The sequence below is a fragment of the Bradyrhizobium sp. SK17 genome (genome assembly GCF_002831585.1).
In the GTDB taxonomy this organism is placed as follows: domain Bacteria; phylum Pseudomonadota; class Alphaproteobacteria; order Rhizobiales; family Xanthobacteraceae; genus Bradyrhizobium.
Genome location: NZ_CP025113.1, coordinates 3,508,679 through 3,534,839, shown reverse-complemented (window position 1 = coordinate 3,534,839; position 26,161 = coordinate 3,508,679). Strand labels below are relative to the sequence as shown.

Below are 26,161 nucleotides of genomic sequence, written 5' to 3'. Positions count from 1 at the left end.
GCGGTTCACGACCGCCGAAGCGGCAACACACATCCGGGCGATGTCACGTCACCGATTCCCGAAGGATTGTCGCCAGCTGCCGCTTGTCGACTTTCCCGATTGGCGTGAGCGGGAACCGCTCGACATGCGACAGCTTGTCGGGCCATTTGTAGGCCGCGACCCGTTGGCGCGTGAAGAATGCGCGGATATCGTTCAGGGTGAGATCCCTATCGTCGCAGATGACAACGGCATGAACGGCCTCGTCATGCCCGGCCTGCGGGTCGGCGAACACCGCGGCATCGCGAACCGCGGGATGATCGCGCAAACAGGTCTCGATTTCATCCGCCGCGATCGATTCACCGTGCCGGTTGATGACATCCTTGATCCGTCCTTCGACGATCAGGTGACCGCTGGCCAAACGCCGCACGCGATCCCCGCTGCGATAGAATCCATCCGACGTGAAGGCATGGCGATTGTAATCCGCCGCCCGATAGTATCCGCGGATCGTATAGGGGCCGCGGACCAGGAGCTCGCCGATCTCGCCGGCCGGCACATCCCGCCCGCGCTCATCAACGATCCGCACCTCGTCAGCGTCGCATAGCGGCCGTCCCTGGGTCGCGGCGATCACCTCGGGCGCATCGTCCAGCCGCGTGAAATTCAGCAAACCTTCGGCCATGCCGAACACCTGCTGGAGACGGCAGGGAAATGCAGACGCCAGCCGATCGGCGGCGACGGCATCGAGCTTGGCGCCGCCGACCTGCAACAGGCGCAAAGAGGACAGATCGGGCTGTTCCCATTCGGACGCCTCCAGCCAGAGTGCGGCCAGCGAGGGCACCAGCGCCGTCAGTGTCGCACGGTGACCCGCGATGCTCTCGAACGCCTCCTCCGCCGCCGAACTAGGCGGTACGATGACAGCGCCGCCCCGATCCAGCGTACCGAGAATCCCGGGACATCCCAGCGGGAAATTGTGCGCCATCGGCAACGCCGCCAGATAGCGGTCCTCGGCGGTGACCGCACAGAGCTCCGCACTGGCGCGGAAATTGTAGATGTAATCGGCGTGGGTGCGAGCAATCAATTTCGGCATGCCGGTCGTGCCGCCGGACAGCAGGAGCAGCGCCACGTCTTCCGGAGATACAACGGGCCGCGGCAATGGACCCGTCCCATCGTCCGGCCAATCCGCAAACCGCCGATTCGGCGATCCCAGCAGCGAGAAGCGAAGGCTCGACACCGCGGACCGCAATACCGCTGTGTCGATGCCCGCCTGCTCGGTGCCAAGATAGCCGACCGCCGTTGCGAGTTCAGCCACATGCGTCACCTCGCGCTGCTGGTGCGCCGGCAGTGCCAACACAGGCACGGCCCCGAGCAGAAGCAGCGCCAGCAGCGCGACGACGAAGTCCGTATCGTTGTGATGCTGCAACACGACCGCTTCGCCCGCGACGACCCCGCGGCCCGCCAGATGGCGCCCGAACCGGTCGGCGCGCGCGACCAACGTGGTGAAATCCCAATCGTCGCGCGCCGTCAGGAGCGCCGTTCGCCCGCCATGGCGGATTGCCCAAGCCCGAACGATATCGGGTAAAGTCTCTTCGTCCCAGTATCCGCGTTGTCGATAGCGGGCGCGCACGGCGTCCGGATAGCGCATGTCGGGCAGCAGCACGGTTCGCAAGGGGCTTGTCGCGTCAGACATAGAGAACTCCCGCCTGCTGGCTGAGCCGCTCGGCCCGGAGCCCGGTCTCCCGGGCGAGATCGTCCAGCCCGAATGTGTGCCAGATGCTGGTGTTGCGGATTGTCTGTGGAGGGCTGGGTCCGCCGGTGGTCACCCAGGTTGATGTCAAGCGCATGATGTCGCCCTCGCCAGGCTCGCCGTCGAGGGTTGCAGTGTAGCTGCGGCGGCCGATCGTCGCGCTCGCCAGCGGCAATGTCGGCAACTGCATCGGCTTCTCGATCGGCAGCAACTCGACGAAGATCGGCGCGCCGCTCGAAAGCCGCGGAAGCAAGCTTCGCCACAGCCTCTGGCGAGCCTCGAAATCGAGGTGGCCCAGAACGCCATAGGCGATCACGGCGCCGAGACGCTCGGGGAGCGTCAAATTTTCCACCGGCTCTGCAATGACCGTGACGCGGCGCGAGAGTGCGGGATCGCGGACGACCATGTTCATCAGCATCGCCCGCATCGCCGGCGCTGGCTCGACCGCCAGGATCTCGACATCCGGCACGGTTTCTGCGACCGCCAGCGTCGTGCGCCCGGTGCCGGCGCCGATATCGAGAACCGGACCACCGGCCGGATCGAGTAACCGCAATCTCTCGCGGAGCTTCAGTTCGCCCTCGCCATGCGTGCGCGCGACCAGATCGTAGAACTCCGCAACCGGCGAATAGTAGTCGCTCATGTCAACTCCTCGTCGAGCATTGCCCGGCGCACCGTCGCCACGACCTGCGCACGTTGGCTGGCGATAAAAAAATGGTCACCCGGGAAAAAATGCACGCGGCAATTGCCGCGCGTGTAAGCCGACCAGGCATGCGCCGCCTCGCGGCTCAGCTCCGGATCCTGTTCACCAGCAAGCACGGTGATCGGACAATCGAGTGGCGGACAGGTGCCGGGGCGATAGCGTTCGATCAGGCGATAGTCGCCGCGCACGACCGGAAGCAGCAACGCCGCAAGCTCCGGCTCCTGCGCCAGCGCCTCATTGTCCGGACTGAGGCGCAACAACTCGGCCAGCAATTCCGAATCGGTGCTCTGGTGAATGGTGCTGTCCAGCGGATGATGACTGGGTGGCTGCCGGCCCGACACGACCAGACGACGAGGGCGGGCTCCGCGCGAGGTCAGACGCATCGCCAGTTCATGGGCGACGGCACCGCCCATGCTGTGACCAAGAAGACAGAACGGACGGCGCTCGACATGCGCCAGCGCTTCGTTCAGAAGCTCGTCGAGCAGGGTGTCCATATCCTCGACGCGCGGTTCGCCGAAGCGATCCTCGCGGCCCGGATATTGCGCGATGGCGACGTCGGTGTCGTCGTCCAGCAGGAACGGCCAGCTGCGGAACGCGCTGGCGCCACCGCCGGCATGGGGGAAGCAGATCAGCAGCCGCGAGGCCTGCGGCCGCGGCTGGTAGAAACGCAGATATCCATCGGTCCACGTCACGGGTTTTCTCCAATGCCTGGAAGAAGCGCAGCCAGGTCGAGCGGCGGCGGCGCGTCCGGGTAGATCAATTCGGGTGAGCCCAGCGCCGTGGACACGTCATGCCAAAAAGCGGTCAGTCCGCTCGCCCATTGCGCCGACCGCGCCGCGGCGGACGGATCACCCCAGGACGCGATGAACTTGCTCACCGCCCGATTGATGGCCTGCGGCCACAGCACATCGAACACATCGCGAAACGTGCCGGGCTCGGTGCCCACGAGCAGTTCGCTCGACGGCACAGCGAGCCGTTCGGTTCCGGACCCGCGCAAGACCAGCCGGTGGGTGTCATCGCGATGGGTATGCAGACGCGGACTCCAGATCACCGGACCGTGGGTATCGGCGAGCGCGAGAATGCCTGTGTCGAATCCCAGCGTCAGGCGATGCAACAGCAGAGCGTGATTGTCGGCATCCGCCGGATGAATCTGATTTTGCACGCGCAGCGTACACGGCACCCCGCCGATATCACCGTGGAGGCTGGTATAGGGACCACACCGGCGAGGCTCGAACGGCAGCAACGCCGATGGGCGAAGCCGTCCGACCGCCCGCGCCGCAACGTCGAGCAGCGGATACAGCACCTGGGCGCCGCAACTGCCGTCGATGAACCGCGGCGCCCCGTGGCGGCGCAACAGCTCGGCGGCCTGAATAAAACGGGCGATCGGTGCCACGGTCGGGTAGAACGCATTGACACCATAGCGCACGCCATGGCGGTGCGCGCTGCGCAGACAGCGCGCGAGCTCCGCCGGATGCAGCGGATGCTCCTGTAGCACGTGGATGCCGCGGGTGAGCAGCGCTTCGCTCACGTCGCCGCCTGGACCTCCCGACACACCGGCGCGCACAACGACACAGGCGAGATCGATATCCGAGGGCAATTCGGACAACACGGTGTAGTGCGCGATCTTGTACTGCTCCGCGCATTCGGCGGATGCCCGCGAGCCGGTCGACAGCACGCCGGCGAGCTCGATCTGCGGATGCTGCGCGAGCGCTTGCAGATAGAAGCGGCCGAAGCTCGTCCCGCATACGATGGCACGTCGCCGGGGGCTCACAGCGCTCCCTCCTCGAGCTCGGCTTGGCTCAGGGTGTGACGACTGATGCGCGTCCCCGGATGCAGACGCAGCACGTCGTCCAGCGTGCGCTCCGGCGACAGCACATCGTCGGCAAAATGCAGGCCAGGCGGAATCTCGCCGCGAAGCAGCGCGCACAGCGCTGCGACCGCCGTCGCCGCCGTCAACGCCAGGCTGCTGTCGGTGACGATGGCGGCTCGCCGGGTCGGCTGCTGCGATTGTTCGATCACGAACACCATCGCATAGTACGGCCGCATGCCGAGCACATCGAGTTCGCTGGCCCGCTCGACATCGCGCACCGCCGCGCTCAGCGCCCCGCTCGTGCCGCGCAGACCGATCAGGGTTTCGCGCAGCCGCTGCCCGCTGAACACGTTGAACCAGCGCAGTGTGGTGAACTTGCGTCGCATGGCCAGGCGCTCGGCATCGGCGCTGAGATACGGCAGCATCGCAGTCCTGCCCGGAAAGAAATCGAGTCGCACGTCTTCCTGCGCCGCAAGGCTGCGGCTTTGACGTCGGCCGAGTTCCCAACTCGCCCCGGCTTCGCCGTACCAGTAGCCGTCGATCGCCACGGCGTCCTGCGGTCGCAATGACAGCACCAGATCGGCGGCGGCCGCGCCGCCGATCCTTTCGACACCGCCGCCATAGACCGTCAATGCGCCTCCGGTCTGATCGCTCAGCCACGCCGGCACCAGATTCGCCAGTCCGGGCAGCATGCCGGCCGACAATATTGCGATCCAACCGGGATCGGCGGGCATGTGATCGCGGAGCAACGCATGCGCCGGTCCGTCGCCGGAAACATCAACGTAATGCGCGCCCTCGGCGGCCGCGGCACGCGCCACCCGGTCGAGCACCTGATATGAGGGCCCGGCGCAGTTCACCACCACCCGGCAGCCGCGGCAAAATTCCGCCAGTGCGCGATCGTCGTTCAAGTCCAACGAACGGATGTCGTCGTTCGCATACTGCCGTAGCGCCTCGAGGGCGGTCCGCCGGCGCCCGCCGAGACGCAACGGTCCGACAGTCTCGCGCCGCAGCCAGCCGACCACATGATGGCCGACCTGGCCGCTCGCCCCCAGGATCCCGATCGGTGCGCTGCGCATCATGCGCCCGCACGCTGGGTATGCTGCGCGATCAGCGCCGCCAACTTCGATGCATGGGCCCGCGACAGACAACTGAAGTGATCGCCGGCAATGTCGTCGATGACGAGATCGCCCAGACAGATATCCCGCCAATAGCCCGCGACGTCCTGTGGCGTGCCGGGCAACAGTGGATCGCTGGCGCTGTTGCGCAACAGAACCGTGCGGCCAAGCCAGGCGTCGGGGCGATGCAGACCGACCGAGGCCATGCTGTGGCCGAACAATGCGTGCTGCCGCGCAAACGAGAGATCGGCGCCATCAGGCTGATGATAGATGCCGTCGGCCTGTCCGCCCGCGCTGAGCTGCGCCAGACGTTGGTCCAACGGCCGCGATGACCACGCCGCGAAACTGTCCCTGACCCCGCAATGCCTGTCATCGAGCTGGTCGAATGCATGCCGGGCGATCCGGCCGGGCTGGGCTTGCAGGATCTCACGCACCGCCGCCGCAAGTGACGGCTCCTCCGGCATCGCCAAGCGTTGTGGCGATGCGCCGAGCGCGCGGGCGAAGATGTAGTCGACCAATGCATCCGCCTCCACATGCGGCGGCTGGTAGGCACTGATCGCGACCAGTTCGGTTACCGTCTTGCCCTGCTCCGTCAGCATTCGGGCGATCTCGGCCGCCAGCAAGCCACCGAGGCAGTAGCCAATCAGCGTGAACTCATCGCCCTGCCCCGCCAGTTCGACGGCGTAGCGCGCGGCCAGTCTGGTCAATGCGCGGTCCGGCGGCAGGTCCGTGAATGCCTCCTGCTGCGGCAATTCCACACCGATCCCGCGCGGCCATGCCGTCCTGTCGAGCGCTTGCAGCAGATGCTGGTAGGGCAACAGATTGCCGGTGCCGGCATGCACGAACACGCAGCAGCGGCCTCCCGGCGCCTGATCTCCCCACAGCGGGACCAGAGCCGAACGCACTTCCGCAACGGCCTGCTGTTCGCGCGGCGTATGGCGCAACCGCTCCGCCAGCGCGCGGATCGTCGGTTCGCGCAGCAGGTGCCTCAGCAACACCTCCCACTCCAACTCGGCTGCCGCCGGCAGTTGCTGGCGCAGCCGCGCGATCATGCGCGACAGCAGCAATGAATCGCCGCCCAGCGCATAGAAATCGACATCGCAGGCGGGCTGCGTCACGCCCAGCACATCTCCCCAGACATTCGCGATCTGCTGCTCCAGCGCGTCGCGCGGTGCCGCGCCGGACACCCCGGCGGAGCCGGTCCGCTTCCGCTCCGGCTGGACCAGGCCAAGCAACGCCGCGCGGTCGCTCTTGCCGCTGCGCAGCCGCGGCAATGCGTCGAGCACCTGCACTTGGGCGGGGACCATGTAACCGGGCAGCCGCTCGCGGAGAAAATCACGCAGCTCGTCGGCGCGCAGCAGCGACCGGTCGGTCTTGAACTGGGCGACGAAAACGCCCTGCCCGGCGGTAGCGAGGTTGCTATCGGCTGCCGGCGCGCAATCGGCGATCACCGCGCCCGTCTCCCGCAACCAGGTCAGCCACTGCTCGCGCGTGAAGAAGGTCTGGTCGGTATCGGCCCGCAAGTCGCGGAATCCGGTCAGCTCCGGAAAGAACTCCATCGACACCAGCAGCGGGTAATTGTGTCGCCGGAACGGTTCGATGAACACCACGCAGCCGCCTGGCGCCAGCAGCGTCGCGAACTGGCGCAGCACCTCACCGGCATGCCGGGCATTGTGCAGCACGTTGGCGCAGAGAATGACGTCGAAGCTGTTGGGCGCGATGCCCTGCGGGCGTGCATCTTCGTTCATGTCGAAGATGCCGTAGTGCATCCAGGGATAGCCCGCGAACAGCCGGCGCGCTTCGGTGAGGAAGAACTCCGACAGGTCGGTGAACCAGTACTCCGGGGTAAACTCCGCGAGCGCCGGGACCAGATCACTGGCGGTGCCGGCAACCCCGGCGCCTACCTCAAGCACCCGCAGCGGCGCCCCATTGCGCGTCTTCCGAGATTCGGCCAGAGCCCGCACGGTGGCGACCACCATGCCGTTCATGCTCCGGCTGACGAGGTTGTCGCGGTAGGCCGCGTGCGCGGTCCCCAGTTCGCCCTGAGGAAACAAGATGGCGCGCACATCGACTTCGCCGCGCAACAGACCGGACAATTGATCGCTGCACACTCGGATGTAGTGCAGGGTCTGGCTGCCATATCCGGCCTTGCGCTCGAGGTCATCGACTTCGGCCCAGAGATTGCGAACCGTGGCGTCATCGGCGGCGATCAAGCCATGGTACTGCCCGTCATCGCACGACAGCGCGCCCGCATCGAGCAGACCGTCGAGCCAACGGCGCAGCAGCCGCTGATGCACCGCCGCCACGCCGGTCGCCTGGTAGATCTGCGCGAGGTCATGCCGCGCCTGCGGTGTCGCGAACAGGCCGTCGCCCCGCAAACGCGCGGCCATGGCCAGGATCGCCACGCGGTCGGCCCCGTGCATCAGCGCCGCAAAGGCATCGCCATCGATCTCATGCTCGATCGCAACCGCGCATTGATGCAGCCTTTCAACCACGACATCGGCCAGCGGCTGATCGTCCTGTCGCGCCTCGACAAACGCACAGAGCAGCTTCCCGCTGCCCTCCGCACTCAGCAACACCTGGGCGTCGCCGACCGCGGGATGCGTCCGCAACACGCCGGCGATCTCACCGAGCTCGACCCGGTGGCCGCGAATTTTGACCTGCGCGTCCTGCCGGCCGAGGAACTCGATCGTGCCATCGGGCCAATAGCGGCCGAGGTCGCCGGTCAGATACAACCGCTCGCCGTCGTCACGGGTGACGAACTGCCGCGCGGTCTTGTCGGGATCGTTGAGATAGCCCAGCGCAAGGCCGCGGCCGCCGATCGCAATCTGTCCCACTACCCAGTCCGGCCGTTCGCGCAAATGGCTGTCAACGACATGCATGCGCTGGTTGGCCAGCGGGCGGCCGTAAGGGATGCTGGACCAGTGTGCGTCGATCACCGTGACCGGATGATAGATCGACCAGATCGCGGCCTCGGTTGCGCCGCCCAGGCTGATGAGCCGCGCCGCAGGGCTATGCCGTTCCAGCCGCTGCTTGAGATCGAGCGGAACCCAATCGCCGGACACCAGCGCCAACCGCAAATGCGACGGCGCCGGGGCGCCGCCGTCCGCCGCATCGCACAGCATCTGTAGCTGCGCCGGCACCGTGTTCCATAGCGTCACGCGGTGCTGCGCGACGAGTTGCGCCCAGTGCGATGGATCGGTCTTGCGCGCCTCATCGGGATAGACCAGCGCCCCGCCGCCAGCGGGAATCCCAAACAGATCATAAACCGATAGATCGAAACCGAGACTGGCAAGCGCCAGCACGCGGTCGTCTGCGGTGACACCAAAGCGTTGGTTGATGTCCGCGACCGTGTTCCAGGCGGCCGCGTGGGAAACCACCACGCCTTTCGGCGTCCCCGTGGAGCCGGAGGTGTAGATGACATAGGCGGGCGCTTCCGGCGACACGGCCGGCAACATCAACGGTTCTGTGCGATTACGGTCCCGCTGCACCGCGACGATAGCCGGAGGCAATTCGCATTCGGGATCGGCAATCGCGAGGCGAATGCCGGCATCGCCCAGAATGGCGTTGCGTCGCGCGATCGGTTGATCGACGTCAATCGGAACATAGCAGCCACCGCACAGCAACACCGCCAGCGGCGCGATGGCCTGCATTCGTCCCTTCGCGCACAAGATGGCGATCCGCTCGCCGGGACGGCAGCCCTCAGCGGCAAGCCCCGCGGCCAGCGCCTGAGCCGCAGCCAACCACTCGTTATAGGTGACGCAACCACAATTGTCATAGAGCGCAGGCCGTTCAGGATGCTGCTCCGCCTGCATCACCAGCGCCCGATGCAACAACGCATCGGTGTGCTGCCACGCCGTCGCATTGACCACTCGCCGCACCGCCGCCTGCGCTTCGGGCAGCGCGACCAGCTGCGCCTGCTCGAGGACAGCGGCAGCATTGTCCGCAAGCCGCTCGACCAGGCCGCGGAACGCCGCGAACATCTGGTCAATGATATCAGGCGGAAACAGGCCGTCCCGCACGTCCCATGCGACCAGCAAGCCATCGGGCTGCTCGGTGATCTGGCAATCGAGGCTGACCTGCGGCGTCTGCGTCAAGCCGCGAAGGATGCGGTAGCCGTCCGGCTGCCCGCGCCGCGCTGGGGCTCCACCCGCCGTGCTGGTGAATACGACCGGCATCAGTACCGCCGTGCCGCGCCGACGGCTCAGCTCGCCGAGCACCTCGAGCCCGGAGAATCCGGCATGGTCGAGATCGTCGAATAGCTGACGGCCGATCGCCTGCACGCGGTCGCCAAAGCTCTTTGCGGCATCGAGATCGATCTCGAGCAGCGTCACCGACGTAAAATCCCCGATCACGGCGTCGATCTCGGGATGCAGCGGCTCGCGGCGGAAAATCGGCAGATTGAGCGTGAAGCGGCGGGTCCGGCTCCATGCCCCGAGCACCTCGGCGAACGCACCCAGCATCAGCGCATTGAGCGTGGTGCCACGCGCCGCAGCCGATGCATTCAGGTGTTCGCTTTGCGCCATCGACAATCGAAACGCGCGACGGCTGAAACGGCCGCTGTCGGTGGCAGCCGCGAGCGGCAAGGCGGCGGCCATCGGCAATTCCGGTGCGGGCGGCAACGCGTCCAGGCGCGTAAGCCAGTAGTTGCGGTCGCGCCGATAGCGCCGGCCCTGACGCTGCGCGCGACGCGCGATGACATAGTCGCGGAAGCTCACGGCAGGCACCGGCGGCAGCTCGGCGCCGGACACCAGCCGGTTGAGGTCATCGATCAGCAGATAGAGGCTTGCGGCATCGACCAGGATCAATTCGATCGCCAGCAGCAACACGGTCTGGCCCGGGCAACGGCAGAGATGGACGTCGAACAGCGGCCAGCGGGCATAATTGACCGGCTCCGACAGCATCCGCTCGCGCAGGTGCTCGATGTGCCGCTCGATCTGCGTATCGCTCTGGCCGGTGAGATCGTCGACCGGTATCGGGCGGGGCTCGACGTCCTTCAGGACCTGCTGATAGCCCTCATCCTCAATCGTGACACGCAGTACGTCATGACGGCGGACCAGTTGCTGCCAGGCCTGGTCCAACGCTTGCGGAGACGTCGGCGCGGGATAGGCGATCTCCAGATAGCCGCGGCACGACACGCCGCCATACTCAAATGCCCGATGTCGGCCGAGAAGGTAGGCACTCTGCGCTTCGGTCAGCGGAAACGGCTGATGGCGTCCGGCTTCATCCACGACGAGTTCGCTCGTAGCGTCGTCTTCGGAAAGATGTTGCAGGATAGCCGACTTGTTGGTGCTCAACCGCTGCTTCAGCTCGGACGTCATGACGCCCTGCGGAGCGCGGAAGCGCAGCTGATCGCCCTCGTAGGAGAGTTCGACGCCGAGCGCCTCGACCTCTTCGACCAGATTGATGATGTTCATAGTGATCCTTCCTCCATGCGCGCCGCCGCGGCCAGGTGGCCGGCGATCGATGTCGACAGACCAGCGAGCGTGGCGTCGGCAAAGAACTCGCGCAGCGTCAGTTTGATGCCGTAGGATTCGGAGAGCCGCGCGACCAGACGCGTACCGAGCAGCGAGTTGCCGCCCAGCGCGAAGAAACTGTCGGTGCGTGCACGCGGTCTGACTTCCAGCAGTTCGTGCCAGAGCCGCGCGATCTCCTGCTCACGGGCGTCGTCAACCGGCAGCGCTTGTTCGGGTCGTTGCGGGCGAAGCTCGGCGAGGCGGCGGCGATCGATCTTGCCGTTGGCATTCAGCGGCCAGGCCGTCAGCGGCACGATCTCCGCCGGAACGGCATAGGCAGGAAGGCGCTCGCGCAGAAAGTCCCGCAGGCCGGCGCAATCGGATGCCACGTGCAACTCGACGAACGCCAGCAGGCGCGCAGCCTCGCCCTTGCCGTCGACGACGGCAACCGCGCGGCGGACCCTGTCGTGCTGTTGCAGGACCTGCTCGATCTCGCCAAGCTCGATGCGATGCCCGTGCAGCTTGATCTGGCCGTCGCGACGGCCGAGAAACTCCAGCACGCCATCGGGGCGGTAGCGCCCGAGATCGCCGGTGCGATACCAGCGCTGCGGATGGCTGCCGCTGAATTGCGCCGCGGTGAGATCCGGCGCGCCGCAGTAACCGCGCGCGACCCCCGCGCCGCCGATCCACAACTCGCCAGGCACCCAATCGGGCGCATCGTCGCCCAGCGCGTCGACCACACGGAAGGCCTGGTTGCGCAACGGCAGACCGTACGGCACCGACCCCCAACCATCGAGCGGCGGCGTACCAACCGGCCACGCATTCGACCAGATCGACGCCTCGGTTGCGCCACCCATGGCGATGACCTGCGCTTGCGGCGCTGTGGCGGCAAGCCGGGCAGCAATATCGGGCGCAACCCAGTCTCCCGACAATAGCGCCAGACGCAATGCCGGGAGCGCGATCTTGCGCGCCGCAGCCATCGTCAGCGTCATCTCCAACAACGCCGGCACGCTGTTCCACAGCGTGATGCCGTGCTCGGCCATCAGCTCCAGCCAGCGATCGGCATCACGCCGCTCGTCATCCGCGGTCAGCACCAGCGTCGCGCCGCGTCCGAGCGTGCCGAACAGATCGAAAACCGAAAGATCGAAGTCGAGCGCCGATACGCCGAGAACAACATCCTGCGTGTCGACTGCGAATCGTTGACAGATGTCGTCAACCGTGTTGACGGCGCTGCGATGCTCGATCTCGACGCCCTTCGGCTCTCCGGTCGAACCCGAGGTGAAGATGATGTAGGCCAACGCATCGGCGCCCGCCGGTCCGCAGGGCTGTGCCAGCGGCGCGGTATCGAGCGCCTCCGACAGCACGCCGAGCCTTATCGACGGCGGAAGCGCCGGCGCGTGATCGGCGAGCACGAACGGGATGCCGGCCTTTGTACACATCAACGCCTGCCGCCGAAGCGGATGCGCGGGATTGATCGGAACATACGCAGCGCCCGCCGCCAGCACACCCAGCACCGCAGCAACCTGGCCGGCGCCGCGCCGGCAGCTGATTCCAACGTTGTCGCCCGGCCGGACGCCCTGGCGTTGCAGATAGGCCGCAATACTCAAGGTCTGGCGCGCCAGCGCGCCATAGCTGATCTCGCCGCTCTGCTGCGTCCATAACGCCCGACGTTCCGGCATCACCTCGGCCTGCCGGAAGAACGCCGCGTGCAACGCTTCGGCCGGCGACCGAGCTGCGGTGGCGTTGACGCGATCACGCTCCGCGCGCTGCCGCGCGGGCAACGCGCGCTGGAACGGTTGCCGCCAGTCGGCGTCGATCAGTTGATGCAGCAGTGCGAGATAGCTGTCGAACATGTCCGCGACCATGCCCTCAGGGAACAGCTCTTCGACGTAGTCCCAGCTCAACAGCAGCCCGTCGGCGAGATCGATCGCCTGATGATCGAGCCACACTTGCGGGGTCTGCGAACTGGTGAAGTCGGGCCAGCGGGTCGCCTTGGCAAGCGTATCGGAGACACCCAGCATGCTGGTGAACACCACTGGCACCGGCCGGACCTCGGCGCCGTTGCGACCCGCGAGTTCGCGAAGCACGCGTACGGCAGAGACTTCCTGGTGATCGAGATCCCGCCAGATCTGCGCTTGCAGGCGTTCCGCGCGCGCCAGCCAACTTTCTCCGGTTTCGGCCCGATAGGCCGCCAGGATCAGGGACGTGAAGTCGCCGACCACACGATTGATGTCCGGGTGGAGTTCAGGACGATCGAACAGCGTCAAATTGACCACCAGTTCGGACTGTCCGCTCCAGCGGCTCAGGATTTCGCTGAAGCAGGTCAGCAGCATCACCGACGGCGTGATACCGGCGTCTCGCGCTTTTCCGGTCAGCCGCGACCACAGCTCGGGCGCAAGCCGCGCCTCCGCGCGAGCGAAGCGTGGCCGCGACAGCGTCGACGGGTCCGCCCGGGTCGGCAACGCCGGCGCCGGCGGCAGGGCCGCGAGACGCTCGCGCCAGTACCCGAGGGCCCGCTCGGACACCCCGGTCCGCGCGCGCGCGCAGACGTAGTCGCGGAAACCAATGCCGATCGTCGGCAACACCTGATCCGGCCGATCATAAAGCTGGAACAATTCCGTGAGTAGCGTCAGCATGCTCAAGCCGTCCACCACGAGATTGTCGAACAGCACGGCAAGTCGGCTCCGCCCTTCGCCATGACGGATCACATGAATGTCGACCAGGCCGCCGGTCGCAATGTCCCTCGTCTGGCGGGACAGTTGGTCGCGCAGCGATGCAAGCTCGGCAGGCTGGTCGGCCACGGCATGCAGATCGTGGAGATGAATGTGGCTGCCGGGTTTGGGCGGCAGCACGCGCTGCCGGCCACTGTCGTCGATGACACAACGCAACATGTCGTGCCGCTCGACGAGCGTCGACCACGCCTGCTCGAGCCGGGCGACGTCGAGGTTCTCCAGGTCATACTCGACGTAGCATTGGGCAGCGATGCCGCCCAGTTCGAAGTCTTCGCGCCGCCCCAGCCAGTAGGCCTGCTGCACATCGGTCAACGGAAACGGCAGATGGCGCGATGCGGGGTCGGCGACAATCGCGGATGCCGCCGGCCGCTGATCGGCCACCAGGGTCGCCGCGAAATCGCCGAGCTGCGGTTGCGTGAACAGTGCTGCCAGCGCACCGCGATAGCCCCGTCCCTGCAAGCGCGTCATCAGGCGGGTCGCGATCAGGCTGTCGCCACCGAGCGCGAAAAAGTTGTCGTCCGCTCCGACTTCGGCGTGCCCCAGCAATTCGGACCAGAGATCGGCGACCAATCCCTCGACGATTCCGGTGGGGCGCCGCCGTTGCGCTCCGCCGCCGCCCGCAGCGACCACGGCGAGCTGAGCGGCAATGGCCCCACGATCGATCTTGCCATTGGCCGTGAGCGGAAAGCGCTCGAGCTGGAGCAGATACTCCGGCACTTCATAGTCCGGGAGAGTCGCCTGCAATGCGGTCCTGACCTTCGCCAGATCGAGCGACTCCGTGGCGATGACGGCAGCGCCGAGCTTGGCGGCGGCCCCTTTCAGCAACACCGCCGCAGCCGCATCGATCTGCGGATGGCCGACCAGGGCGCCCTCCACTTCAGCGAGTTCGATACGATGCCCACGGATTTTTACCTGATTGTCGGCGCGGCCCAGGAATTCAAGAATGCCGGCCGGATGATAGCGCGCAACGTCACCGGTGCGGTACCAGCGCTCGCCATCCCGTTCGACGAACTTCTCTTGTGTCCGGGCCGCATCGCCGTGATAGCCTTGCGCCACACCGGCGCCTGCGACCCATAGTTCGCCCTTGACCCAGTTCGGGCAATCGCGCCCGAAGCCGTCCACCACCCGGCAACGCATATTCGCCAGCGGGCGGCCGTAGGGCGCACAGGCCCATTGCGGATCCTGCCGCGTCACCTCGTGACATGTCGAATGGATGGCGGCTTCCGTCATGCCGCCCAGCGCCGCGAAACGCGCTTGCGGCGCACGGCGCCATAGTCCGTCCGGCAGCGACCGTACCACGCGATCACCGCCGACCATCACGAGACGAAGTCCCGCCGGAAGGCCGACCCGGTCGGCGGCTATCGTGATCATCTCGACCAGCGCCGGCACCGCGCTGATCACCGTGACTTCCCACCGGTTGATGAGCGTGACCCAGGCTGCGGCGTCGCGGCGCTCCGCCTCCGAGATCATCACAACGGAAGCACCGAGGCTGAGAAACGCAAACAAGTCATAGGCCGATAGATCGAAATCGAGTGCCGAGAGCGCGATGGTCCGGTCTTCAGGGCGGATGGCGAACAACCGGTCGACGGCATCGATCGTGTTGGCCACGGCGGCGTGGCTGACCTCGACGCCTTTCGGCACACCGGTCGAGCCCGAGGTGAAGATGATATATTTGATCGCTTCGGGCGGCTGCACGACCGCCGCCGGTAAAGCCGGTCCGCCCAACGCCACGGAAAGCGGCACCACAGGCGTTGCGACCGGCCAGTCCAGCCGCTCGCGACTAACGTCATCCGTCAGCACCAGGCGGACGCCGGCTGAGCCGTACACGATCTCCCGGCGCGCCATCGGCAGATCAATGCCGGATGGCACATAGCACCCGCCCGCCGCCAAGACGCCGAGCACTGCGACCACTTGGTCGGCGCCCTTGGCATGAGTGATCGCCACGCGGTCTCCCGGCTTGATGCCGTACGCAGCGAGATAGCCCGCGACCCGCAGCGCCTGGTCGGCCAAGGTTTGATAGTCGATCATCCGATCGGCGCAGATCAGCGCAGGCGCCGCGGGCGTCTGCTCCGCCTGGGCAAAGAACCTCAAATACAACGGCCGGGTATCGGGCCAGACATGGACCGTGCTGTTGACGTCATGTCGGATTTCCTGGTGCGCAGCCGGCGGCGCAAGCAGCACCGGATGAGCCCAATGTTCGTCCGCCAGCCGCCGGACCAGCCCGACATAGGCGGCAAACATGTCATCAAGAACACCAGGCGCGAAGAGTTCGTCGACGCCGTCCCAATCAAGCACGAGACAGTCGCGAGATTCCGAAACCTTGGCATCGAGCCAGACCTGCGGCGTCTGCGTCAGGGCATAGACCTGGCGCGGAAAGGTCGGCGACAGATCGAGCGAGGCATCGTTTGGCAGGCCGAGCACGCTGGTGAAGACCACGGGCATCGTGGCCATCGGCTCGCCCTTGCATCGCGCCAGTTCGCGCAGCACCCACACGCCCGACACATCCCGGTGCGAGAGCCCCTCGCCTTCCTGGCGCTGCAGCCGCAGCGCAGCGTCGACGAAATTCATGCCCCCGCTGGCCTCATAGCCGAGCAACAGGATCGACGCGAAATCACCGACGACGCGGTCGATTTCATCGTGGCAGCGGGGACGATCAAACAGTGTCAGGTTGATCGCCACCGACGGTTGATTGCTCCAATAGCCGAGCACCTCGCCATAGGCCGCCGCCAGCGCGACGCTTGGCGTGACGCCATGCTGCCGGGCACGCTGCCTGAAGCGTTGCCAGCAGGATGCATCCAGCGTCTCGCTGAGACGTCGAAATCGCGGCTGTCGGAGCGTTTCCGGCGCCGCCCGCAGCGGCAGCGCCGGCGCCTCCGGCAGCTCGGCGATCCGCGCCTGCCAGAAGCGCTGTGCGCGATCGACGCGCTGCGGATCCGGTCGGTGCTGAGCGACGTAGTCACGGAAGCGGAGCTTCGAGGCCAACTCCACGGTTCTGCCGTTGCTGTACAGCTGGTCCCATTCGGTGAACAGGACCATGATGCTGCGTCCGTCCAGCATCAGACTGTCGAGGCTGACGAAAATCCGCGAACGGATTTGTTCGCCGACCGGATATTCCGCAACCTGGACGTCGAACAACGGCCATTGAGTGACGTCGTAACACGCATGCGATAGCGCATGCCGCAACTCCTCGAGTCGCGTCTCCGCAGCTTCCGCGGACAGTTGATGCTGACGAATCTTGTAGGCAGGAACGGTTTCCAGTACGCGCTGCTGGCCCTGCTCCGTCACCACGGCGCGCAGCATGTCGTGACGGCCGACCAAGGTTCGCCAGCAGCTTTCCAGCCGCTTGATGTCGAGATTCGTTCCGTCGAGCTCGATATAGAAATGCGAGCCGACCCCACCGAGCGGCATTTGCGGCGAACGCCCGATCCAGAACGCTCGCTGGATGTCCGTCAGCGCGAATGGCTGGAAGCGTTGCGCCGGATCGGCATGAATGACGGTCTCCTTGGCACCCGCTCGCCGTTGCAACGTGGCGCAGAACGCGGCGAGTTCCGGCTTCGCGAACAGATCCGCCAATTGCCCGTCCAGCCCTCGCCGACGCAGTTCCGCCATCAGCCGCGTTGCGATCAGGCTGTCGCCGCCGAGAACGAAGAAGTTGTCGTCGCGACCGACATCAGGCGTTGCCAACAACGATTGCCAGACGCCGCTGACCAGCCGCTCGATCTCGCCGACCGGCGCCCGTCGCGGATGCGCTTCGGATCGAAGCTTCCGTTCGGCCTGCTGGATGAGGTTCTTTCGGTCGATTTTGCCGTTGGCGGTCAGCGGAAACTGCGGCACCTGCTGATAGTGTTCCGGTACGGCATATTTCGGCAGCCTGGCCGCAGCCCATTGGCGTAGCTCAGCGATATCGATGTCGCTTCGTAGAACCACCAACGCGCTGAGCTGGCGCGCCACCGGTGCGACCACAACGACGAGGACTTGCTCGACCGCCGGGTGAAGCGACAACACCGCCTCGACCTCGCCGAGCTCGATCCGATGGCCGCGGATCTTGACCTGATTGTCCGCACGTCCGAGAAACTCGATGATGGCGTCCTTTCGGTAGCGCACATGATCGCCGCTGCGATACCAGCGCCGTCCCCCGTAGGTGACGAACTTGTCAGCGGTCCGTTCGGGATCCCCGCGATATCCGATCGCAACTCCGGGGCCGCTGACCCACAACTCGCCTGCGACCCCGACCGGGCAATCGCGGCCGTGACGATCGACGACACGGCAGGACATGTTGTCGAGGGGATGCCCATAAGGCACCACACTCCAGCCGACCTCGTCGGGATCGAGCTGATGACAGGTCGAATGGATCGCCGCCTCGGTCATGCCTCCGAGCCCGACGAACGGAGCGTCGTTCGTGACCCGCCACCATTGTTGTGCCAGGTCGGGCAAGATCCGATCGCCACCCAGCATCACGAGACGCAAGCCGGCCAAGGGTTCACCCCCGTTGGCCATCAGCAGCATGTCGAGCAGGGCCGGCACGCAGCTGATCACGTTGACATGGCGCTGCCGGATCAGTTGCAGCCAGGCGCGGGCATCGCGCCGCTGCATCTCGTCTACCACGACGACACTGCCACCATAGGCCAGGAAGGCAAAGATGTCGTAGGCCGACAGATCGAAGTCGAGTTCGGACAGCGTCAGCGTGCGATCGCTCGCGTTGACGCCGAAGCGGCGGTTGACGGCGTCGATGGTATTGGCCACCGCGCGATGTGAGACCTCCACGCCTTTGGGAACGCCGGTCGAGCCGGACGTGAAAATGACGTACATCGCCTGCTCGACCGGAACTTCGACCGGCCCCGCCAGGGGAGCGAATTGCAGAACATCAGCAAACTGGTGGACCGGCCGCACCGCCGACGCATGCCCACTTGTCGCGACCAGCACCAGCCGCACGTCCGCACTCTGATAGATCTGATCGCGTCGCAACTGTGGCAGGTCGATCCCGCATGGCACATAGGTGCAGCCGGCCGCCAGCACGCCGAGCGCCGCAGCAATCTGCTGCCATCCCTTCGGCATCGTGATCGCGACCGAATCGCCGGGCCGCACATCGTTCGCATGCAGGAATGCGGCGACGCGCAGCGCCCGTTCGGCGAGTTCACCGTAGCTCATGGCATCGCCATCGCCCCACAGCAGCGCGACGGCGTCGGGCGCGTGTGCGGCCTGCGCGAAGAAGCGTGCGAACAATGGCTCCGGCGCCGGCGGCCGACGGACCTGCTGCGGCTCGATCGGCGCAACGGGTGCAAGCTCCTGCAACGGGAGATGCCAGGCTTCAGGGGCCTCAAGCAGCCGGTCAATTTGCGCCCGGAAGTAGGCGAACATCGCGGCCACGACACCTTCGATGAAAACGTCGTCGCGGACGTCCCAGTTCAGCAAGATCCCGCCGCTGTACTCCGTAATCTGAGCGTCGAGCCAGACTTGCGGTCCTTGTGATATCGACCACACCGGTTCGCCGAACTGCTCCCGCACCGAGGGTTCATAGAGATCTCCCAGCGCCAGCGCACTGGTGAACACCACCGGCGCCAACACTTGCTGCCCTTGCTGGCGGCGGGCGAGGTCGCGCAGCACCTCAACGCCACCATACTCCGCGTGTGCAACGGCCTCATGCAGGCTCCGCTGTTGCGCCCTGATCTGTTCCAGGAACGGACGCCGATCCGGGCAAGCGTTGATCAGCACCGAACTGGAGAAGTCGCCCACCAGGCTATCGACGTCCGGGTGGTCGCCCTGCCGGGAAAACACCGGCAGATTGAGCAGGAACGGATCGCCCCCGCTCCAAAGACCGACGGTCTGCGCAAACAGCGTCGTCATTGCCGCGGTGACGGTCACCCCGTTTTGCCGGCACAGCTGGTTCAGGAGACTGCTGGCGTGCGGGTCGAGCCAATGATGATGGCGCACGACCCGCGGCGGGGTCGCGCTATCGGTCGTGCTTCGCAGCGGCAACGTGGGCGGCGGCGCCAGATCGTCCAGCTGCGCCCGCCACCAGGCCCGGGCCTGCTCACGCTCGACGGCGCGCTGCCCGCGGCTTGCTGGAGGTACTGCTCATAGCTGAGGTCCAGCTGCGGCAAAATATCGCCCGGCCGTCGATAGAAGAACGCGAGCTCCCGCAGGATGATGCGCAGGCTCACGGCGTCGCCCGCGATCATGTCGAGATCGATATGTAGTCGCGCTCCACCATCGGGCAGGCGCGACAACGCGATCATGATCACCTCGCCCTGCTCGACGCGAAGCCGCTGGTGTGAATAGCGCTGCCGCATGCCTTCGAGCTGCCGGGCGCACTCGCAATCATCAAGCCCACGCAGGTCATGCACGCGAAACACCGGAAGGCCCGGAGACGCCAGCACGCGCTGGCGTCCTTCGGGCGCCACCTGCATGCGCAGCATCGGATGGCGCTGGACCAGGGCATCGACCGCCCGGGCCACTCGTTCCGGATCCAGACCCTCGCCGTCCAGCTCAGCATAGAAATGCGCGGTGACGCCCCCGAATTGCTGAGCGTCGCCGCGCCCGATCCAGAAAGCATGCTGCATGGTGGCAAGCTCGAAGCTGCCGGTCTGCTCGGCCGGCTCGCCCGTCGGCGGCTGGGTCGGAAGCGCGGACAGAGCCGACAACTCACGGCGCCAATCCGCCAGCGTCCGCTTGCCTATCAGTGCAGAGAATCTCACAGCGATGCCGGCTCGCCGCAATAAGCTCGCGGCGCGCATGGTACGCACCGAGTCAAGCCCGAGACAGAGCAGATCGCTCTCATCATCGAGCCGGTCGGCGGGAACCTCAAGCAATCCGGACAGTGTCTTGACCAGAATATCCGCATGTCCACGCATCACATTGTCTCCAGTGCTTTCGATCCCGCCGAGTAAGCGCGAATGCAGACCCGCCAAGTCGTCGCCGAACGTTCGAGCACGATTTTCAGGTGGACGTTGCTCATGCAACTACGGGCCCGTTCCGCAATGGCCCCGAGGCATCGTTCCGTCGATCGACGGTAGGGGCTCGGTGTGGCCTCGGTATCGGACTCCGACGTGAACCATCGACCGGGCAGCAAACGCGAAGACGACAGCGATACGGAATTCGGGTCTCGGCATCATCGACAAACGGCTACCACTGCTCTCTGTTGACCTGGCGGAGGGCTCACGCTCTGCGGTTCGCTGAGTTCGCATCGCTATGATGCGAGGAAATGCTCGCTTAGATTGATTTTCTCGGCAGCATTTTTGCTCGGTCAGATCAATAGATAGGCCTGCCTTGCAGTGCCAGACCCGCGACGTTTGCGTGCGGGCTAAAGACTTATGCACGCGGTCGGCGTGGAAACATTCTAGGTGCGCGACCAACGCCTGCTCGATAGGACATTGAGCGGTTTCCGGCCGACGCCGGATTGATGGATTGATGAATTGGATCTTGAATAGATGACGATCTCAAAGACGGATTTGACCAGAGCGCCTTACTTGGGAGCAGTCAGTTATCTTGTGCTCGCGGTCATTTGCAGCGAACCGACCGTTGCTCAAACGAGCCTGCCACCGGTTACGGTCGAGGCACCGAGCAAGCCCGCAGTAAGACGCAACACGGCGCCACAACGTTCAACGCGGCTCATTCGCGCGGCTACGCGCGACCGACAGACTGCCCGAAATCGCAGCGAGCCGACACCGACCGCTTATCGCGTACCGGCCGCCTCCCAAGTCAATGGCCTTCCCGCGCCGTTTGCAGGCGGACAGGTCGCGAGTGGAACGCAAGTCGGTATTCTCGGCAACAAGAGCATCTTCGATACGCCGTTCAGTATCGCCGGCTACACGAAAGATTTGATCCAGAGCATTCAGGCAAAGAACGTTTCGGACGTTCTTGAAAGAGATCCTGCTGTCACGGTCGGTTCGAACAGCTCCTATTATGATGTCCTTTCGATTCGCGGGTTTCCTTACAACGCCAACGACGTTGCGCTGAACGGGCTCTACGGTGTCGCGCCGGGCACCACCTATCCGGTCGAATTGTTCGATCGGATCGAGGTGCTGCGCGGCCCCAGCCAGCTTCTGTATGGCGCGCCGCCGCTTGGTTCGCTGGGTGGCGTCGTCAACCTGGTGCCCAAGCACGCGACCGACGATCCGATCGCGCAGATCACCGGCACATACTGGTCGAACGGGATGGGCGGCGTCGCGCTCGATGTCGGACGGCGATACGGCGAGTTCAAGGAATGGGGCGTTCGCGTCAACGCGCTCTACCGCAACGGCAATGGCCCAGTCGACCGGCTCAACGAAGAAGCAAGCGCAGTTTCGCTCGGCCTCGACTACCGTGGAGAGCGCGTGCGAGCGTCGTTCGATTACTTCCACAACGATCTCGACCAGAAGAACGGGCAGCGAACGACATTTGGATTGCTTCCTGGAGTCAACGTTCCGACCGGCGTCAGGAACACCAACAATCTGGCGCAGCCATATGAATTCTATAATGCGAACTACGACTATGGCGTTGCCAGAGTCGAAGCCGACGTGCTCGACAATGTGACGGTCTTCGGCGCTTTCGGCGCGAAGAAACAGAGCGCCACGTTCCTTCAGGCTCTCGCCAACACGGTGATCGACAACGCCGGCACGGTGTCCCAGTTCGAAGTTGGCGGCCCCTTCAAGATCAACACCACATCGGCCGAAGTCGGCGTGCGGGGCGAGTTCGAGACCGGCCCAATCAGGCACAAGGTCGTCTTCACGGCGCAGGACGTTCGCTTCGACCGGCAGTCGGCGCTGACGTTCGGGATGGCGTTGACCAACATCTACAATCCGTCCCCGTCACCGAATCCCGGGATCTCCGTCGACGGCGCCGGCCCCGCATTGCCGCTCACGAAGGTCGACAACAGCAGCCTCAGCGTTGCCGATACGCTTTCCGTGCTCGATGAGCGCATAGCGTTGACGGTCGGCGCGCGGCACCAATGGATGCAGCAGGACAATTATGGCCTGAACACCGGCAAATTGACGGACACCGAGAACAATTCAAAGACGTCACCGGCAGTCGGGCTGGTCGTGAAGCCATTCGAGAATGTGTCGCTGTACGCCAACTACATCGAGGCATTGACCCAGGTGGTCCCTGCCCCGCTTGGCTCGGCGAATGCTGGCCAGGGTTTTGCACCGGTCGTAACCCAACAAAAGGAAGTCGGCGTCAAGGTCAATTGGTGGGGCACGCTTGCCACAACGCTAGCGGCCTATGACATTACCTCTCCATCGGTGTTCACCAATCCCGTCAACAATGTTTACGGACCGCTTGGTTTGCAGCGCAATCGTGGTGTCGAGTTCACGGTGTTTGGCGAACCGACCCGGGGTGTCCGCCTGCTCGCGGGGGTCAGCCTGATCGACGGCCGGCTGGAAACCACCCTCGATCCCACCACCGTCGGCAAGAAAGCGCCGGCCGTTCCCGACTATCAGGGGTCGGTTGGCGTCGACGTCGATATCCCGGCCGTGCCTGGCCTCACCATTTCCCCGGTCGCCGTCTTTGTCGGCGATAGCTACTACGATCCCCAGAACACGCAACGCGTGCCAGCCTACATACGTGCCGACCTCGGAGCATCCTACACGTTCGCCAACATGTGGTCCGCCAAACCGATCACCGTGCGCGGGCGGGTTACCAACTTGTTCGGCGCCGACTATCTTACCAACATCCCTGGCGCGGTCGGCGGATTGTCGATCGGCGCGCCGCGCGCTTACATGCTCTCGACGACATTCAACTTCTAGGAGAGCGAGGTAGCTTCCGATGTCGATGCGATGAAGACATCGGCGGGGACCAGGTCGACGCTCTCGCGAGCTTACCCTGCTAGTCGCAGGGGTCTCCGGATAGAAAGCTTTCAATACACCGCTCGTAGGGCGCAAGTTCGAGACCTTGTGCCGCGATCCACTCGTCATTGTAGTAGCTCTGGAGGTACCGATCTCCCCCGTCGCAAATCAACGTCACCAGTGATCCTCTTTCGCCCGCCCGCAGCATCCGCGCTGCAACAAGGCACAAGCCGAAGAAATTGGTGCCGGTCGACCCGCCCACCTTGCGACCAAGCCGGTGTGACAGCACCCGCATCGCGGCCAGTGAAGCCGCGTCGGGAATGCGGATCATCTCATCGATCACCTCGCTGAGGAACGATGGTTCGACCCGCGGCCGTCCGATGCCTTCGATACGCGACGGTCGCTCGCCGGTTACCTCGCGATCGCCATGGCGGTACGCATCGAAGAACACCGAGTTCTCGACGTCGACGACGCACAGGCGCGTGCTGTAGCGCCGATAGCGGATATAACGGCCGATGGTCGCCGTGGTACCGCCGGTGCCGGCACTCATCACGATGACGGCCGGTACCGCGTGCGGTTCGCCGCTCATCTGCTGAAAGATCGACTCGGCGATATTGTTGTTGCCGCGCCAGTCGGTCGCACGCTCGGCAAAAGTGAACTGGTCGAGATAGACGCCCTTCAGGCGCTCGGCGAGAGCAGCAGCCTCCGCATAGATCTGCGCGGGATGCTGCATCAGGTGACAGTGTCCGCCCTGCCGCTCGATCGCCTCGATCTTCTCGCGCGAGGTACTCGCCGGCATCACGGCATAGAACGGCAGGCCGAGCAGCCGCGCGAAGTAGGCCTCGGACACCGCGGTCGAGCCCGACGAGGCCTCGACGATCGGCGTGTCGCCGCGGACGCGGCCGTTGCAGATGCCATACAGGAATAACGAGCGGGCCAGGCGATGCTTGAGGCTGCCGGTCGGATGGGTCGATTCGTCCTTCAGGTAGATCGACAGCCCGCTCAGGGCGGGGACATCGAAATGCAGGAGATGGGTGTCCGCCGACCGCCGCTGGTCGGTCTCGATCAGGGCAAGCGCCTGCGCCGCCCAGTTACGATCGACGGCGGAGGGGAGCGCCCGCTCGAGACCAGCACCAGCTCCGCCCGACAACAGGGATTCGATATGGAGGTCATCGCTCATTTCTGGCTCACGCGAGGTGTACCGGAGAAGCACAATTGCCGCGACACCTGCGCCGCGGCTTCGACCAAAGCCTGCACGGCGGAGTCGGTAGCGGTCGCCTGCCGGTCGGGGCCGGCGATGGCAAGCACAGCCACGAGTTCGCCCTGGGAATCGAACACAGGCGCCGCAGCACCGCGGATATTCTCGACGAAATGGCCCTTGAGCCAACCGAAGCCGGACTTGCGCACCTTGGCCTTGACCGCATCGACCGAGCGCCGTCCTTCCGGCGAGGCAAGAAACCCGGCGCCGAGTTCGCGCTCGAGCCGCGCGCGGGTGTTGTCCTCGGTCAGATAGGTCAGGAAGACATGCCCGGTCGCGGATGCGAACAGCGGAAACACCGTGCCGAGACCCAGCGACGTGACACCGATGCCGCCGCCCCTGAACCAGCGCACCACCGTCGGTCCGCCATCGCCCCAGACGGTCAGGGTGCCGCCTTCCAGCGTCTTGGCCACCAGTTCCTTGAGCGCCGTGGTCGCGAGATCGATCGCCTCGACGCGGGCAAGTGCAGCGAGGCCTATCCTCAGGGAACGCGAGCCGAGATCGTAGAGCCCCGTCGCATCGTCCTGGGTCGCAAGACCACAGCGCACGAGACTAACGAGGTAGCGGCGCGTCTGGCTCAGCGACAGTCCGGCGCGGCGCGCCGCCTCGCCCAGCGTCAACGGCCCCGGACTGTCGGCAAGGACGTCCAGGACCGCAAACCCGATCTCGACCGACTGGATGCCTTGAACCCGATCGGCGGCCGAGGTCCGCGCCGCGGCTGCCCGCCCGCGTCCCGTCGGCTTCGTCTTTCTTGCCATGCTAGCGCCCGCGCTGTCGGAAAACGATCAGGTTTCCAAAGCCGATTTCCGGGTCGATGTAAACGATGTCGCCGTCGAGGCGGTGACGAATCTTGCCCTGCTCGAGGCATGCTCGCAGGGCCGCGATCGATTCCACCACGATCTCATAACCGAGATAGCGGGCCTCTGCGCCCATTAACGCGCCGCCGGTGCCGAAGCGCGCCTGGGCATCCCCGGGCGACAGCACGTCGAGCCAGACCTGTCCCGGGCTTGGACGCAGGTGCTGTCCGCTGGCAAACAAGCCGCTGAAGCTGTCGCGCCAGCGAGCCGGATCGGCCGCTACTGCGAACACGCCTCCGAAATGCTGCGCGGTGTTGGCGTGGGACAGCCAGCCCTGACGCAAATACAACCCGACGTCATAGTAACGGCAGGCATTGAAAGCGAGCGGCGCATCGACGGGCAGGATCACGTCGAACTCCGGAAATACGGACTCGCCGGGCGCGATCACCCATTCGCGGCGGACATGAACCGGCTGTCCCGCGTCGAATCCGGCGGCAGCCATCACGCGCTGGGCCGCGGCGGCATCGCGGGCGCCGAGTACCATCGACTTGACGCCCTGCTCACCCGACAGCGTTCGCGCCATCGCAGGTGGCAGTCGGCTGCGATCGTGCGACGCCATCAGTTCGATATAGTTGGCAAACCCTTCGGTCTGCGGCTGCATCAGCACGAGGTGGTTGGAGATGCCCATCGGCTCGATGCGGCTGATCGGCGACAGCGTGAACCCCATGCGATGGAACAGCGACGCGGCGACGTCGAGGTCGCGCACGTAAGTCAGCAGGTGGTCGATTTCGGCGATGGGATGGTTGGCCATG

At 65.4% G+C, this 26,161-nt stretch carries 12 protein-coding genes; 1 reads left to right on the top strand and 11 read right to left on the bottom strand.

Annotated elements, in window-relative coordinates; translation table 11 throughout:
* Positions 1-43: 43 nt before the first annotated feature.
* Genes CWS35_RS16370 through CWS35_RS40400 form a run of 8 tightly spaced genes read right to left on the bottom strand, consistent with a single transcriptional unit; the run spans position 44 to position 20,384 of the window.
* Positions 44-1,663, bottom strand: coding sequence for a (2,3-dihydroxybenzoyl)adenylate synthase (locus CWS35_RS16370; RefSeq protein ID WP_100952532.1), 1,620 nt, complete (start codon positions 1,661-1,663; stop codon positions 44-46).
* On the bottom strand, positions 1,656-2,360 hold the full coding sequence (locus CWS35_RS16365) for a trans-aconitate 2-methyltransferase (RefSeq protein WP_100952531.1): 705 nt from the start codon (positions 2,358-2,360) through the stop codon (positions 1,656-1,658). The genes CWS35_RS16370 and CWS35_RS16365 overlap by 8 nt, the downstream gene beginning before the upstream one ends.
* On the bottom strand, positions 2,357-3,112 hold the full coding sequence (locus tag CWS35_RS16360) for a thioesterase II family protein (protein WP_024580690.1): 756 nt from the start codon (positions 3,110-3,112) through the stop codon (positions 2,357-2,359). The genes CWS35_RS16365 and CWS35_RS16360 overlap by 4 nt, the downstream gene beginning before the upstream one ends.
* The gene (locus CWS35_RS16355) at positions 3,109-4,191 is read right to left on the bottom strand and encodes a Gfo/Idh/MocA family oxidoreductase (RefSeq protein ID WP_100952530.1); all 1,083 of its coding nucleotides are present in this window, start codon (positions 4,189-4,191) and stop codon (positions 3,109-3,111) included. The genes CWS35_RS16360 and CWS35_RS16355 overlap by 4 nt, the downstream gene beginning before the upstream one ends.
* Positions 4,188-5,309 (bottom strand): saccharopine dehydrogenase NADP-binding domain-containing protein, encoded by a 1,122-nt coding sequence (locus CWS35_RS16350; protein ID WP_210202802.1) that lies wholly within the window; start codon positions 5,307-5,309, stop codon positions 4,188-4,190. Before CWS35_RS16350 ends, CWS35_RS16355 begins: the two co-directional genes overlap by 4 nt.
* A complete protein-coding gene (locus CWS35_RS16345) occupies positions 5,306-10,762 on the bottom strand; it encodes a non-ribosomal peptide synthetase (RefSeq protein WP_100952529.1) in 5,457 nt (1,818 codons plus the stop codon). Before CWS35_RS16345 ends, CWS35_RS16350 begins: the two co-directional genes overlap by 4 nt.
* Positions 10,759-19,527, bottom strand: a complete 8,769-nt coding sequence (locus CWS35_RS16340) for a non-ribosomal peptide synthetase (protein WP_256387941.1) — start codon at positions 19,525-19,527, stop codon at positions 10,759-10,761. Before CWS35_RS16340 ends, CWS35_RS16345 begins: the two co-directional genes overlap by 4 nt.
* Complete coding sequence (locus CWS35_RS40400) at positions 19,419-20,384, bottom strand: condensation domain-containing protein (RefSeq protein ID WP_100952527.1); 966 nt, start codon at positions 20,382-20,384, stop codon at positions 19,419-19,421. Before CWS35_RS40400 ends, CWS35_RS16340 begins: the two co-directional genes overlap by 109 nt.
* Positions 20,385-20,960: 576 nt before the next feature.
* Here CWS35_RS40400 and CWS35_RS16330 point away from each other — a divergent pair.
* Positions 20,961-23,255, top strand: coding sequence for a TonB-dependent siderophore receptor (locus CWS35_RS16330; protein ID WP_100952526.1), 2,295 nt, complete (start codon positions 20,961-20,963; stop codon positions 23,253-23,255).
* A 79-nt stretch (positions 23,256-23,334) separates the two neighbouring features.
* On the opposite strand, the gene CWS35_RS16325 is transcribed toward CWS35_RS16330, so the two are convergent.
* The 3 genes from CWS35_RS16325 to CWS35_RS16315 are packed head-to-tail and all read right to left on the bottom strand — an operon-like array spanning position 23,335 to position 26,160.
* Entirely contained in the window at positions 23,335-24,474 is a 1,140-nt protein-coding gene (locus tag CWS35_RS16325) for a PLP-dependent cysteine synthase family protein (RefSeq protein ID WP_100952525.1), read from the bottom strand.
* On the bottom strand, positions 24,471-25,310 hold the full coding sequence (locus CWS35_RS16320) for an IclR family transcriptional regulator (RefSeq protein WP_024580683.1): 840 nt from the start codon (positions 25,308-25,310) through the stop codon (positions 24,471-24,473). Before CWS35_RS16320 ends, CWS35_RS16325 begins: the two co-directional genes overlap by 4 nt.
* 1 nt (position 25,311) lies before the next feature.
* On the bottom strand, positions 25,312-26,160 hold the full coding sequence (locus CWS35_RS16315) for a VOC family protein (RefSeq protein WP_024580682.1): 849 nt from the start codon (positions 26,158-26,160) through the stop codon (positions 25,312-25,314).
* Position 26,161: the final 1 nt, after the last annotated feature.